12 protein-coding genes and 1 tRNA gene are annotated in these 15,144 nt (G+C 60.9%); 8 read left to right on the top strand and 5 right to left on the bottom strand.

Annotation, left to right across the window (positions count from 1 at the left end; translation table 11 throughout):
- Nucleotide 1: 1 nt before the first annotated feature.
- From ABJ363_16260 to ABJ363_16245, 4 genes are all read right to left on the bottom strand, one after another.
- Nucleotides 2-2,740: a valine--tRNA ligase gene (locus ABJ363_16260; protein ID MEP4380543.1), complete on the bottom strand. Its 2,739-nt coding sequence runs from the start codon at nucleotides 2,738-2,740 to the stop codon at nucleotides 2-4.
- Between the two features lie 158 nt (nucleotides 2,741-2,898).
- Complete coding sequence (locus tag ABJ363_16255) at nucleotides 2,899-3,468, bottom strand: DUF2497 domain-containing protein (protein MEP4380542.1); 570 nt, start codon at nucleotides 3,466-3,468, stop codon at nucleotides 2,899-2,901.
- A gap of 119 nt (nucleotides 3,469-3,587) precedes the next feature.
- Nucleotides 3,588-4,964 carry a TolC family outer membrane protein gene (locus ABJ363_16250; GenBank protein ID MEP4380541.1) on the bottom strand — a complete coding sequence of 459 codons (1,377 nt, stop codon included), beginning with the start codon at nucleotides 4,962-4,964 and terminating at the stop codon, nucleotides 3,588-3,590.
- Nucleotides 4,965-5,069: 105 nt separating this feature from the next.
- Nucleotides 5,070-5,732 (bottom strand): protein-L-isoaspartate O-methyltransferase, encoded by a 663-nt coding sequence (locus tag ABJ363_16245; protein MEP4380540.1) that lies wholly within the window; start codon nucleotides 5,730-5,732, stop codon nucleotides 5,070-5,072.
- A 167-nt stretch (nucleotides 5,733-5,899) separates the two neighbouring features.
- On the opposite strand from ABJ363_16245, the gene ABJ363_16240 reads away from it, so the two are divergent.
- The 7 genes from ABJ363_16240 (at nucleotide 5,900) to ABJ363_16210 (ending at nucleotide 12,447) form a co-directional block, all read left to right on the top strand.
- Nucleotides 5,900-5,973, top strand: a tRNA-Cys gene (locus tag ABJ363_16240).
- A gap of 224 nt (nucleotides 5,974-6,197) precedes the next feature.
- Nucleotides 6,198-7,358 carry an alpha/beta fold hydrolase gene (locus ABJ363_16235; GenBank protein ID MEP4380539.1) on the top strand — a complete coding sequence of 387 codons (1,161 nt, stop codon included), beginning with the start codon at nucleotides 6,198-6,200 and terminating at the stop codon, nucleotides 7,356-7,358.
- 34 nt (nucleotides 7,359-7,392) lie between these two features.
- Complete coding sequence (locus tag ABJ363_16230; GenBank protein MEP4380538.1) at nucleotides 7,393-9,015, top strand: GMC family oxidoreductase N-terminal domain-containing protein; 1,623 nt, start codon at nucleotides 7,393-7,395, stop codon at nucleotides 9,013-9,015.
- A gap of 80 nt (nucleotides 9,016-9,095) precedes the next feature.
- Nucleotides 9,096-9,788: a cyclase family protein gene (locus ABJ363_16225; GenBank protein ID MEP4380537.1), complete on the top strand. Its 693-nt coding sequence runs from the start codon at nucleotides 9,096-9,098 to the stop codon at nucleotides 9,786-9,788.
- A 4-nt stretch (nucleotides 9,789-9,792) separates the two neighbouring features.
- On the top strand, nucleotides 9,793-10,662 hold the full coding sequence (locus ABJ363_16220; protein MEP4380536.1) for a hypothetical protein: 870 nt from the start codon (nucleotides 9,793-9,795) through the stop codon (nucleotides 10,660-10,662).
- Nucleotides 10,663-10,699: 37 nt separating this feature from the next.
- Complete coding sequence (locus ABJ363_16215) at nucleotides 10,700-11,488, top strand: aldolase/citrate lyase family protein (GenBank protein MEP4380535.1); 789 nt, start codon at nucleotides 10,700-10,702, stop codon at nucleotides 11,486-11,488.
- Nucleotides 11,485-12,447: a 2-oxoglutarate and iron-dependent oxygenase domain-containing protein gene (locus ABJ363_16210; GenBank protein MEP4380534.1), complete on the top strand. Its 963-nt coding sequence runs from the start codon at nucleotides 11,485-11,487 to the stop codon at nucleotides 12,445-12,447. Before ABJ363_16215 ends, ABJ363_16210 begins: the two co-directional genes overlap by 4 nt.
- 13 nt (nucleotides 12,448-12,460) lie before the next feature.
- On the opposite strand, the gene atzF is transcribed toward ABJ363_16210, so the two are convergent.
- Nucleotides 12,461-14,248 carry an allophanate hydrolase gene (gene atzF, locus ABJ363_16205; protein ID MEP4380533.1) on the bottom strand — a complete coding sequence of 596 codons (1,788 nt, stop codon included), beginning with the start codon at nucleotides 14,246-14,248 and terminating at the stop codon, nucleotides 12,461-12,463.
- A 214-nt stretch (nucleotides 14,249-14,462) separates the two neighbouring features.
- Between atzF and ABJ363_16200 the strand changes: the two genes are divergently transcribed.
- Nucleotides 14,463-15,143: a cysteine hydrolase gene (locus ABJ363_16200; protein MEP4380532.1), complete on the top strand. Its 681-nt coding sequence runs from the start codon at nucleotides 14,463-14,465 to the stop codon at nucleotides 15,141-15,143.
- Nucleotide 15,144: the final 1 nt, after the last annotated feature.

The following is a 15,144-nucleotide window of genomic DNA, read 5'->3' as shown; positions in this document are numbered from 1 at the left end:
ATCAGGCACCACTCAAACGTTCGAGAGCGCCTTTGAGCTTGGATTTTGCGTCGGCCGCATCGGCGCGGCGCTCATGCTGTTCGGCGACCACCGCTTCCGGTGCATTGGCGAGGAACTTCTCGTTCGCCAGCTTCTTGTCGATGCCTGAAATCTCCTTGTCCTGCTTGGCGATCTCCCTCGCCAGCCGGGCGCGCTCGGCCCCCAAATCGATGATGTCGGCCAGCGGCAACGCCAGCGTCGCCTCGTTGAGCACGATCTGGACCGCACCCTCGGGCAGGTCCGCGCCGACCGCGACATCCTCCAGACGCGCGAGCCGCAGAATCTGATCGCGGTTGCGCCCCAGGCGCGCCAGCGTCTCTTCGGAAGCATCGCGCAGGATCGCCGGAATTTTCGCGCCGCCCGGCACATTCACTTCGTTGCGCACCGCGCGTACTTCGGTGATGAATTGCACCACCCAGTCGAGCTCGGCCTTGGCATCGGCGTCCACCGGCGCGATGTCGTTGGCTGGCCATGCGGCGTGGATCAGCATGCCTTCATCATCGCCGAAATGCTGCCACAACTCCTCGGTGATGAACGGCATGAACGGGTGCAGAATTCGCAGGATCTGCTGCAGTGTCCATCCGGCCACCGCACGGGTCTCGGCCTTCGCCGCTTCGTCGTCACCCTGGAAGACTGGCTTGGCGAACTCGACATACCAGTCGCAGAAGGTGTGCCAGGTGAACTGGTAGATCGCGCCGGCTGCCTGATCGAAGCGATACTCCTCGAGTGCCTGGGTTACCGCGGCCGTCGTTTCTGCCACCCCGCTGGTGATCCATTTGTTGAGCGTCAGTTCGACATTGGCCGGGTCGAAGTCCGGGCCCGGTGCGGCGCACTCGTTCATCTGACAGAATCGCGCGGCGTTCCAGAGCTTGGTGCCGAAATTCCGGTAGCCCTGAACCCGGTTGTTGGCCAGCTTGATGTCGCGGCCCATGGCCGCCATCGACGTGAGCGTGAAGCGCAGCGCGTCCGCCCCGAACTCGTCGATCACCTCGAGCGGGTCCATGACGTTGCCCTTGGACTTGGACATCTTCGCACCCTTCTCGTCGCGGACAAGCGCGTGGATATAGACGTCGGCGAACGGAACCTCATCCATGAAATGCAGACCGAACATCATCATCCGGGCGACCCAGAAGAAGATGATGTCGAAGCCCGTGATCAGGACGCTGGTCGGATAATAACGCGCAACCTCGGGGGTCTCATCGGGCCATCCCATGGTGGAGAACGGCCAGAGCGCCGACGAGAACCAGGTATCGAGCACGTCCGGGTCGCGGGTGAGCAGAACTGCCTTGCCGTAATGGGCCTCGGCGGCAGCCATTGCGGCTTCCTCGCTTTCGGCAACGAAGATTTCGTCATCGGGGCCGTACCATGCGGGAATCTGGTGGCCCCACCAGAGCTGGCGCGAGATGCACCAGGGCTGAATGTTTCGCAACCACTCGAAATAGGTCTTCGACCAGTTCTCCGGCACAAACTTCGTGTCGCCCTTCTCCACCGCGGCGATGGCCGGCTTTGCGAGAGTCTCCGCATCCACATACCATTGGTCTGTCAGCCAGGGCTCGATCACCACATCGGAGCGATCACCAAACGGCACCATGTGCCGGTTCGCCTCGATCTCGGCGACCAGTCCGCGTGTTTCCATCTCGGCGACGATCTTCTCGCGCGCCTCGAACCGATCGAGCCCGTTATAGGCGGTAATTGCGGCATCCGGATCGCCCCAGTCCGAGTCTTCTGTATCCGTGCGGAACTCGTCGGTGTCGATGGCAACCATGGCCGAGGCATCGAACACATTGATCATGCCCAACCCGGAGCGGCGGCCGACCTCGAAATCGTTGAAGTCATGGGCCGGCGTGATTTTCACTGCGCCCGAGCCCTGCTCCGGGTCCGCATAGCTGTCGGCGACGATTTTGATCTTGCGACCGGCGATCGGCAGGATCGCATTCTTGCCGATGATGTCCTGGAAGCGCTCATCGTCCGGATGCACCGCAACGCCTGTATCGCCCAGCATGGTTTCCGGACGCGTCGTTGCAACCGTCACGAAACGGTCGGGTTCGCCCTCGATCGGATAACGGAAATACCAGAGATGGCTGTCCACCTCTTTCTGCACGACTTCGAGATCCGAGATGGCTGTGTGCAGCTTCGGGTCCCAGTTCACAAGGCGCTTGTCCTTGAAGATCAACCCCTGGCTGTGCAGTTCAACGAAGACCTTGAGGACGGCCTTCGAAAGGCCCTCGTCCATGGTGAAGCGCTCGCGCGACCAATCGCATGAGGCGCCCAGCCGCATGAGCTGGTTGATGATCGTGCCGCCGGACTCTTCCTTCCACGCCCAGACCTTTTCGAGGAATTCCTCGCGCCCGATCAGATCTTCGTTTGCGTCTTCCAGCGCGCGGCCCCGGTCGAGCCGGATGCCATCTTCGGCGAGCTGGCGCTCGACCAGCATCTGGGTCGCGATGCCGGCATGGTCCGTTCCCGGTTGCCACAGCGTGTCGTAGCCCTGCATGCGCCGCCAGCGGACCAGCAAGTCCTGTAACGTGTTGTTGAGGGCATGGCCCATATGCAGGCTGCCCGTCACATTGGGCGGCGGTATGACGATCGTGTAGGTCGCATTCTCCGTGCGACCGCAGGCGAAGGCACCGGCGGCCTCCCACTGATCATAGAGACGCGACTCAATTTCGGCGGGCGCGTATGTCTTCTCGAGATTCGTCATGGTCACTTGGCTTTGCATCGGTCGCGGATGATCGCAGCTGATCGCAACGGCGCGATCCGCACTGTTGTTCAGCGATGGGTGTTTAGCGAAGCCGACGCGTCGCGGCTAGACCCTTCGGGCAGCCAACGACAACAAATCAAATCTGAACGGAGCCAGCCTTACTTGGCGCGCTTGGCGATACGCTCAACTTCTTCCTGGACGATACGGTCGACGATCTCGGGCAAATTGTCGTCGAGCCACTGCTTCAGGACCGGTCGCAAGACATCCTTCACCAGCTGCTCGAGCGTTTGGTTGCCGTCGCCGATGGCCGCATTTGCGGCGAGCGCTGCGGTCAGGCCGGACATGGACGCCGCGCTGACCTCCTCGACCTCGTCGGAGACAATTTTGTCGTCCGCGACAAGGATTTCTTCAACCGGTTCGGGTTCCGGCTCGGGTTCCGGTTCTGGCTCCGGCGCGGGTTCCGGCTCAGGCTCGGGCTCCGCGGCCTCCCCGTCGTCGATCACATCGGTCAGCTCGAGGATGTCGTCATCGATATCGTCCTCTGGCATTTCCTCGGCCTCGTCGGAGTCGTCGTTTACCGCCTCGACAGGCGGCGCTTCATCGTCGGAATCGGCAACGGTGACGTCTCCATCACCTTCCTCTTCGCCATCCTCCGAAATAATTCGACGGATCGACGCGAGGATTTCCTCCATCGACGGTTCTTGCTGATCGGCGTTTGTATCGCTCATGGTCGCCTATGACCGCAGAAATTGGTTAATGACAACTAAACGCACACTAGAAACCCGGGCGAGTCCGGGCCAGTCAAAACGCAGCCATCGTGGTGCTATTGCGTGTTGAGACTGGATTATCAGTCCTCGTCCGCGATATCGGACCCGAAGAGCCTGTCCTCGACATCCCGGAAATTCCGGTTCGGGTCGTAAATCGCAACGGGCAAATCCAGATCTTCGGCCGTCAACCGACCTATCGCCTGAAGCAGTCGATACGCCGCGACAATCTCATCACGCTGTGCGACGACGAGATCCACGCGCGAATCGAGAAGTTCCTGCTCCGCATCCAGCACATCGAGAACGGTCCGGGAGCCGACCTGGGCTTCCTGCTGAACTCCCTCGAAGGCGATTTCCTGGGCCGCGACTTCCGCCTCCCCGGAAACGATTCGCGACGATGCCGAGGTCAGATCTGCCCAGCTCTGGCGCGCGGCTTCCTGTGCCTGTCGTTCTTCCTCGGCCAGCGCCAGAAGCGATTGGTTCGCAGACTGCTTGGCCTCGCGAACACGCGAGTAAACATCCCCGGCCTGATACAGCGGCACGGTCAGGTTCAAGGTCACCGATTGTTCAGTCGTAACCGTGTCCGACCCGAGCACATCCTTGTTCTTCTCGAGTTCGCCATCCAGGGACAGTGTCGGCAGCAGCTCGCCCGCCACCAGGTCAACCCGGTCCCTGTCGGCACGTTCGTTGAAGTCCTGGGCGACGACCGCCGGATTGTTCGTCTTTGCCTGCTGAACCGCGTCTTCCTCGGAAGACGGCAGGCCGGCGGGCAATGCCGGGCGCACGAGATCTCCCGGCACCGTTCCGATGACTTCGACATAGTCGGCGTTCGAAGAGTTCAGGTCGCCACGGGCCTGCGTGCGCTGAGAGACGGCATCCGCCAGCCGGCTGTCCGCTTGCGCAACATCCGTGCGGGTCAACTCACCCACCTCGAAACGGTCTGCCGTCGCCTGGCGTTCCTGCTCGAGCACGCGCACGTTGTTTTCACGCAACGACAGTATCACCCGGTCCCGGACGACATTGATATAGGCGGTGACGGCCTCGAGCAGGATTGTCTGCTCGGTGTCGATCAGCCCCGCGCGCCCGGCCGCCACGCGATTTCGCGCCGAATCGGATTCGGCGAGGGTCCGGAACCCGCGAAACAGATTTTGCGAAATGCCCAGGGAGATCGACTGGACCTGATCCGTATTCTCGAGGTCGGGCGCCGCGCTGTTGAAATCGCGATCGCGCTTGCGCAGCCCGTATGAGGAATCGATTTCGACTTCCGGGCGCCAGTTCGACAGCGCCTGTGGCACACTTTCGTCGGTCGCGCGCAGCCCCGCCCGCTCCGAGGCGAGGTCGGGATTGGTTTCGTAGGTCTGTGCCAGCGCCTCACGCAGGTTTTCCGCGTCGGCGGAGGTTACGCCGACGCCCAGAAAGGCCAGTACCGCGACGGCGCTCAATCCATACCTTAGGTTCATGCCTGAAAACTCTTCTCGAATGTTAGAGTCCGGTGTCGCCAACATGTTGGCACACATGCGTAAAATGCAACGGCAAGGTGCCCGAGCGCCCGCCCAAATGCAAACTTAGAATACAAATTCCGCAGCGGCCTCGAAGCCCGGGAGCGGACGGGTCCCGGCATCGAAAATAGGACGCCCCGAAAGACCCTGATCAATCCGGGTCATGACACAGGCGCGCCCCAGAAGACCATTTTCGGCCCCACCGATAACCGCGACAACACGCCCGCCGGGTGCGACCTGCTCGGCGATCATCGCCGGCACTTCCGGTATTGAACCGCCCACAAACACCAGATCATACGGCGCCTGCGCGGCATAGCCCTCGGCCAGTGGCGCTTCGACGACGGCCACATTATCGATCCCGAGATGGTTGATCAGCATCGAGGCGGTCTCGACAAGCTCCGGATCGGACTCCACAGCGACCACGGGTCCGGCCAGCATTCCGATCAGTGCCGTGTCGTACCCCGTCCCGGCACCGATCACGAGCACCGAATCCGTCGCGCGGATATCGAGTGCCTGCACGAGCCGCGCCAGGACCACCGGTTCCATCATGTGGCGGCCCGGTGCGATCTCGATATCTTCATCGACATAGGCAATGCCCTGATGCGACTTGTCCACGAACATCTCCCTCGGCAGCGCACCCATCGCATCGAGAATGCGGATGTCCGTGACCTTGGTGGGACGGAGCTGACCATCCACCATGTTGCGGCGTGCTGTTTCGAAATCACTCATCGTCGGAAGACCCGTTCTCGTCATTCATCTGAGGCCCTGAAACTTATAAATACCGGTCCGCCGCAAAACAATCGTACAAACCCCACCACAGATATTCGGTTGGGGCCTTCCAATCCATGCGCAATTCTGGGATATGAAGCGCCGTCGCTGAATTGCGCTCTCGGACCGGCCCGGTGGCAGAGTGGTTATGCAGAGGACTGCAAATCCTTGTACGTCGGTTCGATTCCGGCCCGGGCCTCCATTTTCCCCGCTTCGGGTTCGTTGATTCCTCCACCGAGCAGCCTATTCGTCCGGTCGCGGCTGCCTGTTTCATTTTCGAAAATCGGAATGCTACGTTCTTCGTATCTGCCGGACGAGATCGAGACTCTGCAGATTCTGTTGAGCCCCGTTCCATTCTCGCGATGCACCCTGCACCACAGCCGAGAATAATTCGAACGAGGCGCGTCACTGCCCGAGAAGAATATCGTGCCGTTCGTGCCACAAGCATTCGGATCGAAAAAGACCTGGCGCAGATTGGGCCTGACCATCCTCGCCATCGGCTTGCTGGCCGGCGCGGTCGAAGTGGCGATCCACCATTATGACCCGACCCGTGTTGTCTATCGTCGTCTGAAGGCGCCCGATCCCTTCCTCTATGAAAGAATAGATCCCGCCCTGAAACGGATCGACGCGGCCGCCATGATCGATCCGGAAACTGTCGGCACCCCGGATGTCACCCGCGCACGATTGATGCGGATGATTTGGGGTGGCAATGGCACGCCGGTTGTCGAGGCGCCCGACGACGTAACAATCGGCGATGACGGTGTGCTCGGCGAACTGCCGGCGGGCACGGCGGTCACCCGCCTGCATTTCGATCTAGGGCTGGCTCTGACGTCGAACCCCTATTTTGTCCGCGCGGCAAATGGCAACGGGCGGCTGGTGGTCTATCACCACGGGTTTGGGGACCCGATCGATCATGTCTCCCATTTTCTTTCCGGGATGCTCGATGCGGGTTTTGACGTCATTGCGTTGAATGCACTGGGGCATGGGGGAACGCTGGCATTCGTCGATTCCGATCAGGATGGAATCCTGGCCCATGCCCGGCAGAACCGGAAATCGAACATCTTCCATGAGATGTCCCATTTTGACAGGCCACTGCGCTATCACCTTCGCCCCATACTCGGTGCCCTGAACTATGCACGAGGTCGGGCGCGTTACGCATCCGTCGACGTCGTCGGTTTTTCCATGGGCGGGTTCTTCGCGATGCTGATGGCCGCGCTCGATTCGGATATCGAGCGCAGTTACGTGATCTCGGGCGTTTACCCCAACTACATGCGTCGGGGACAAGAGATCATGCCCGACGGCCCACCTTCATACGCGCCGCTCCTTGAGATCGCGAACCATCTGGAAATGTTCGTCCTCGGTGCGTCGGGAGACGGTCGCCGTCAGACGCAAATATTCAACCGCTATGATCGATGCTGCTTCAACGGTGTGCGGAGCCAACTCTACGCGGACATTGTCCGCGACGCCGTGTCGAACACACCGAAGGGCGGCGATTTCCGCATCTTGATTGACGAAACGCATGCCGACCATCGAATTTCCAGGCTGGTCACCTCCAAGATTATCGAAGATCTTGGGCGAGGCCGGTAGGCTGTTTCGCCCATCTCGCGACAGGGATTGAGAAATGCGTCAGGATTTCGACTACATCATCATTGGTGCCGGTTCCGCCGGCTCGGTCCTGGCCAACAGGCTGTCGGCGTCCGGTGCCAGCATCTGCCTGCTCGAAGCGGGAGGGCCGGATCGCAATCCCTTCATTCACATGCCTGCCGGGTTTATCAAGACGCTCTCGAACCCGCGGCTGAACTGGTTGTATGAAACCGAACCGAGTACGGGTACCGCCGGGCGCGCCATCGTCACCCCCCGTGGCAAGGCCCTGGGCGGCTCCAGCTCAATCAACGGCCATATCTACAACCGTGGCCAGCGGATGGATTTCGATACCTGGGCACAGTTGGGTAATCGCGGTTGGGGCTTTGCCGATGTGCTGCCTTATTTCAAACGCAGCGAACGGCGCATCGGCGAAGGCGACGACACATACCGTGGCCGTGACGGCGAACTCGCAGTCACCGATGTGGACCGACGTGACCCCGTGTCGGATGCGTTCATCGAGGGTGTGGTCAATCTCGGCATCCCGCGTGGGCTCGATTACAACGGCGCGGTTCAGGAGGGCGTCGGATACTTCCAGCGCACGATTTTGAACGGGCGCCGGGTGAGTGCCGCGCGTGCATTTCTGAAACCTGCACGCAGCCGAGCAAACCTGACCGTCGTGACGCATGCACAAGTCCGCGAAATACTCTTCGAGGGCCGAAGAGCCTCCGCCGTCCGGTACCGCCGGGCAGATCAAGATCATGAGATGCGCGCGAACCGCGAAATACTCCTGGCCGCAGGTGCGATCGCGTCGCCGCAGATTCTGCAGGTCTCCGGCGTGGGTCCCGCAGAGCTTTTGCAGCGTATCGGCGTCGCCCCGGTTCGTGCGCTGGCGGGCGTGGGCGAAAACCTGTCCGATCACTTCGGCGTCCGCATTGCCGCACAGTTGCAGGGTGTAAAAACCATCAATGAAAGTACTCGTGGCCTGTCGCTCGCGGTCGAAGCCATCAAATACGGCCTGCTCCGCAAGGGGGTTCTTGCCCAGTCGCCCGGCATTGCGCTGGCGCTGTGCAAATCCCGCCCGGCACTGGATCAGCCCGATCTGCAGGTCATCTTCGCACCCGCCAGCTACAAGGAAACGGCGGTCTATGAGCTCGATGATTTCCCCGGCATGACAGCCGGGGTGTGGCCCATGCGCCCGGAAAGCCGCGGCCATGTGCGCGCGCAAAGTGCCGACACCCGCGACAAGCCGCTGATCCAACCGAACTATCTGGATGCCGAGGCGGACCGGCGTCTCCTGCTCGACGGCATGCGCTTGGCACGCCGCATGCTCCGGACCCCCGAACTGGCGCAATGGTATGTGCACGAGACATCGCCCGGCGACGCGGCACAAAGCGATGACGAGCTTCTCGACTTCGCCCGTCAGCGCGGCACCACGATCTTTCACCTTATGGGAACATGCAAAATGGGCCCGCCCCATGATCCCGCCGCTGTGGTCTCAGACGAACTCAAGGTTCACGGCATCGACGGGCTGCGCGTCATCGACGCATCGGTCATCCCGACGTCGCACTCCGCCAACACGAATGCCGCGACGATCATGATCGCGGAGAAGGCCGCCGATATGATTCTAGGGAAAACGCCCCTGCCCGCCGCTTCTGTTTAGGAACGAGCGTTGGAAGTGTCATAATCGTGTGACAAGCATGACCGTTCGATGCCGGGCGGTCACGTCAGGGGGAACCAGCCATGCACATCATCGACCTGAGCCGTGAGATTCACCATCGCGCGCCGGCCCATCCAAATCATCCGCCGGTGATCATCACGGTCTGGAATGACCATTCGGAGATCAAACGCGCCGGCAACACCGAATTCACGTCGAAATCCCTGTCGATCACCATGAGCGACCATTCCTGCACGCATGTGGACGCGCCGGTGCATTTCAATCCGGCGCCCGGCGCACCGTCCATCGATGAAGTCCCCCTGGAGGATTTCTATACCGAAGCTATCTGCCTGGATTTTGGTGATGTTCCGAACAATTACGAGGCAAGCGTCGAGGACATGGAAGCCGCACTGGCAGCATCGGGCGAAGTGATCAAACCCGGCGACACGGTGATGATCCATATGGGCATCCACAACCGGCTTTTCGGGTCGCCGGACTATGTCCATAATTTTCCCGGCCTGTCGGTTCCGGCGGTGCATTGGCTCGCGGACCGGAAGATCAAGATGTTCGGTGTCGAGACGGTCAGCCCCGCCCCCGAAGGCGAGCCGAACTACCTGGCGCATCTGGCCTGTGCCGAACGCGGCATCACCCATATGGAATGCCTGATGAACCTGGATCAGCTGGTCGGCAAAGGACGTTTCCGGTTCGCGGGATTTCCGTTAAAAATCAAGGGCGGTACGGCAAGCCCCATTCGCGCCGTTGCCATTTTCGAGGATTAGAATCTTGACCAAGACAGTGATGTACGACCGCACGACAGAAGATGTCGGCAATATTGCCAGCCTCGAACATGTCAACCTGCTCGTGCCCGATCAAACGCTGGCGACATCATTCTACGTGAGCGGCCTTGGCCTGACCCGCGACCCCTACCTGATGACCGGCACCGATCTCATGTGGGTCAATATCGGGCGCGAACAATTTCACCTGCCCACACGCGGGACGCAGGTGTTGCGCGGGCACACGGCCCTTGTGATCAACGACTTCGACCGTCTCGCCGGCCGGCTTGAGAACCAGCGCAAAGCTCTCAAGGGAACCAAGTTCAAATTCAAGCGCGAGCGGGGACGGATTGATGCCACCTGCCCGTGGGGCAACCAGTTCCGCTGTTATCCGGCCGGCAAACGCTTCGGGAAAATGCGGCATGGCATTCCGTATGTCTGTTTCGATGTGCCGAAAGGCACTGCGGACCCGATCAAGAGATTCTATGCGGAGATTATCGGCGCGCCCGCGCGCACCGGAAAGTTCGACGGTGCGCCGGCCGCGTTCGTGTGCTCCGGCCCGGATCAGGAACTTGTTTTCCGGGAGAAACCTGGACGTCAGGCCAAGTACGACGGCCATCATATCCAGGTATATTTCGCCGACTTTTCCGGTCCCTATCAGCGCCTGCGCGAACGCGGGCTGATCACGATGGAAACCGACCAGCATGAATACCGTTTCGTGGACATCGTCGATCCAGACAACGGCAAACCCGTTTTCGAAGTTGAGCATGAGGTTCGCAGTCTGCGTCATCCGCTGTATCGGCGCCCTCTGGTCAATCGCAATCCCGAGCAACGAAACACAACCTATCAGCCCGGCGCCGATACGCTCCGCGTCAGCTGACGGTTTTCTTTACTTAACTCCTTGAAAGGTTCCCAACATGCCTAATTTACGCAACTCTGCACGCGAACGTCTCGAAGCCGGCGATATCTCGATCGGCATGGGAGTTCGCCTGGCGCGCAGCGCCGACATCGCCAGCATGATGAAAACCGCCGGCATGGATTGGCTGTTCATCGACCTGGAGCACGGTCCCCTGAGCCTCGACCAGACCGCCCAGATTTCATGCGCTGCTCTGAGCGCGGGTATCGCGCCGCTGGTGCGTGTGCCGCGCGGCGAGTTGGCGATGGCCGCACGCGCTTTGGATGGCGGCGCGCTGGGCATCATCATGCCGCAATGCGAAAGCCCGGATGAGGCCCGCGAGATCGTCGAACATCTGCATTACGCCCCCGAAGGTTCACGCGGCGTCGTGGGTGGCTTGCCCCAGTTCGGCTTTGCCAACAAGGACATGACGTCGGCGATGAAGGCGATGAACGAAGCCATGCTCGTCATCGTCATGCTGGAGACGCCCGCTGCAATCGCGCAGGCCGACGAAATTGCAGCCGTCGAAGGCGTCGATATCGTCCTGATCGGGACCAACGATCTGGCCGCGGCATCGGGTATCCCGGGCCAGGTCGGCCACGAAAAAATCGAGGCGAACTACAAAACCGTCGCGGCGGCCTGCAAGAAACACGGCAAATGGATGGGCATGGGCGGTGTGCCGGTTCCTGAACTTCAGGAAAAATATATCTCGATGGGCGTCCGCTTCGTGCTGTCGGGTCAGGATCTGAGCTTCCTCATCAATGCCGCCGCGAGCACGGTCGATCGGGTCCGCGGTTACGATGTCAAATGACCGATACGACTGAAATTCCGATCATCGATGTATCGGCCCTCGCCGGAGACGATTCCGATGCCATCGATGCATTGGCGACGGAACTGGGCGCCGCATGCCGTGGTATCGGATTTTTCTATGTCACGGGCCACGGCATCGAGCCCGCGCTCATTGGGCATACCTTCGACATTGCGAAAGCATTCTTCGCCCTGCCGCTGGACGATAAAATGGATGTCTCGATGGCGAAGTCGCCGCACAATCGCGGATATGTGCCGTTCGAGGGGGAAAAGCTGGACGAAAACAAGCCCGGGGATCTCAAGGAGACCTACAATATCGGTCTCGAACTGGCACCGGACCACCCGGATGTCCTGGCGGGAAAACCGTTTCGCGGACTGAACCAGTGGCCTGCATTGCCGGGATTCAGAGAGACGATGCTGGCATACTTCGACGCCGTGTGGGCGCTCGGATGCCAGCTTCACCGCCCGATTTGCCGGGACCTCGGCTTGACCGACGACTTCTTCGACGACAAGCTCGACAGTCCTCTCGCCACACTTCGTGTGCTGCGCTATCCGGGCAACTCGATCCCGAAATCCGCCGAACAGATCGGCGCCGGCGCCCACACTGACTATGGCAATATCACCTTGCTGATGCCTGACAGGGTCGCCGGTCTCCAGGTCCGGGCGCGCGATGGTCGCTGGATCGATGCGCCGTATATCGAGAATGCGTTCGTCTGCAATATCGGAGATTGCCTGATGCGCTGGACGAACGATGTGTATGTCTCGACCCCGCACAGGGTTCTGATCCCCGAGCAGGAAAGATATTCGATCGCGTTTTTCCTCGATCCGAACGATGACGCCGATGTCACCGTCCTGCCGTCCTGTGTCGCTGACGGGCAATCGGCGAAATATCCGCCGACCACCGGCGCGGACTATCTGCGCCAGCGCCTCGATGCGACCCAGGAATTCCGCCAGGATATCTAGGGATTCACGCCTGTTAGCGGCTGGACAAATACCGGCGCCAGCTGCCGAGGTCGGAGATGTCCAGGGCCCCTTCTGCCGCATAGGCCTCGCAGATGAAGCCCTTCACGAGAGATCCGTCTTCGAGTTCGACGGTACCGATGCCGAGCGGCGCGGGAATTCCGGCCATGAAACTGCCGAAATTTGCCTGTGGAATCGCCCAGACTTCCACATCGATGGCGACACCGCCGGACTCCGTTCGGATCATGCCCGGGCGCGGCGGTTCAAACGCTTCGAGCGCATAGAACCGGTAATTCGATGACGACTTTGTCGTGCGCAACAGCACCGCATCGCGCTCGGTCAGTTGGTGGTTCAGCGGCAGACCCGACATGTGGGCACCACACGCGACGAGCAGCATCATATCTTCGCCGACATCCGTGGAGATCGGCCCTTCGGCAGGCAACGCCGTTCGCGCCGCCCCCATACCCGTATCGGCGGCCCGGTGCATGGCATGGGCCAACGGCAGGATCGCGCGGTCGCGGAAGGCCGGCGCGACAAGCGTGACGCCGAACGGCAAGCCGTTGTCGAGGAATCCGGCCGGCACCGCCGTGCCACACAAATCCAGTAAATTCATGTAGTTGGTGTAGTAGCCGAGGTTCGAGTTGAGCTGAATTGGGTCCGCCTCGAGCTCTGCGATCGTGTAGATGGTCCCCGCTGTCGGCGTCATCATGACGTCGATATTTTTCCAGATGGGTTCGACGACACGGCGCAATGCCTGCATCCGGTATTCCGCCGCGAAGGCGTCCGCGGCGCTCGGTTTGGCCCCGCCCCCGACGATTTCGCGCGTCACCGGGTGCACCACATCCGAATGCGCATCGAAGAATTCTCGGATACCCACATAGCGCTCGGCCACCCAAGGGCCTTCGTACAGCAGGCGCGCAGCTTCAAGGAACGGCGCCAGATCGACCTCGACGATCTCCGCACCCAGGTTTTTCGCGCGCTCCACGGCCGCAGCAAACAACGCCTCGGCGGCATCGTCGCCAAAGAACGCAAGGCTCTCGGCCCTCGGGACCCCGACCCGGGCACCATCGACAACGACCGGCGCACCTCGTGAAAACTCTGCCTCGTCGCGTGAATAAGGGTCCTGATCGTCAAATCCCGCGGCCACATCGAGGACCGTCTGCGCATCCGCGGCGCAGTTGGCGAAGATCGATATACAATCGAGCGTCCGGCATGCCGGCACCACCCCCCGTGCGCTCAACAGGCCGCGTGAGGGTTTGAGGCCGACGATGTTGTTGAATGCTGCCGGCACCCGGCCCGAGCCGGCAGTGTCCGTACCCAACGAGAAACTCACGAGCCCCCGCGCCACCGCGACGGCCGAGCCCGAACTGGACCCGCCGGAAACATAGGCTGGGTCGAAGGCATTGCTGCATGCCCCGTATGGCGAACGCGTGCCAACGAGGCCCGCCGCGAACTGATCCAGGTTGGTCTTGCCCATCAGGATCGCGCCGGCGGCGATCAGGCGCTCGACGACCGGTGAAGATGTGTCGGGTGTATAGGCAAATTCCGGACAGCCGGCGGTCGTCGGCATTCCCGCGACATCGATATTGTCTTTCACCGCGAATGGAATTCCGAAGAGCGGCAAGTCCGCCGGGTCCAGAGGGGCCAATCGTTTCGCTGCCGCCAGGACTTGCGCGTCGGGCACACGCGAGATCCAGATGTTGCCGTCATCGGCCGCGTCCAGTCGCGCGAGGGTTTCGCCGACCACTTTATCCACGTCACCGGGGGATCTCAGATATCGCTCACGAAGTTTAATAATATTCATGTTTATCAACTAATTGCCTGATGTTTTTCCGTTCAAGAACAAAGCGGTTTGCACTGACAGCGGCAGGCTGCCGTCGAATTGGGCACCCCCGGACCTTTCCAACACGGAATGGTGCGGTGTAGCGTTTTATCGTCAACAGCCTGACGCGGCTTACTCAGCACACGCTCATCAGCACACGTTATAAAGCGACCGGACGCCATAGGGGACCGAATTGGTGACGAAAAGCCATATTTTCGATGCAGAGCCCTGCCCCCTGCCGTTTGATCCGGCGGCGACGGCCCTGATCATCATCGACATGCAACGCGATTTCCTTGAGCCGGGCGGGTTCGGGGAGTTGCTTGGCAATGATGTGTCCTTGCTACGCACCGCCATCGAACCTTGCGGCCGAATCCTCGAAGCCGCGCGGATCGCCGGATTGACGATCATCCACACGCGCGAGGGACATCGGCCCGACCTGGCGGACGCACCGCCAAGCAAACTTTTGCGCGGTGGACTTGAAGTGGGCATCGGCGACCCGGGCCCTATGGGACGCATTCTGGTTCGTGGCGAACCGGGGCACGACATCATTCCCGAGCTGGCGCCCGCCGCAAACGAACCCGTTATCGACAAGCCTGGCAAGGGTGCATTCTATGAAACCGACCTGGATCTGATCCTGAAGAATCGCGGCATCTCGACGTTGATCGTATGTGGTGTCACCACGGAGGTTTGCGTTCACACGACGGTGCGCGAGGCGAACGACCGCGGCTACGAATGCGTGGTGCTTTCCGATTGCGTGGGATCATATTTTCCCGAGTTCCAAAAATTCGGGCTGGAAATGATCAAGGCGCAGGGGGGAATCTTCGGTTGGGTGAGTGATTCAACGCGCGCCATACTGGCCCTGCAGTCCGGGGCCTGAA

The organism is Alphaproteobacteria bacterium, from assembly GCA_039980135.1.
In the GTDB taxonomy this organism is placed as follows: Bacteria; Pseudomonadota; Alphaproteobacteria; order UBA6615; family UBA6615; genus UBA8079.
Note: the sequence above shows the minus strand (reverse complement) of the source record. Positions and strands in the feature narration are given on the sequence as shown.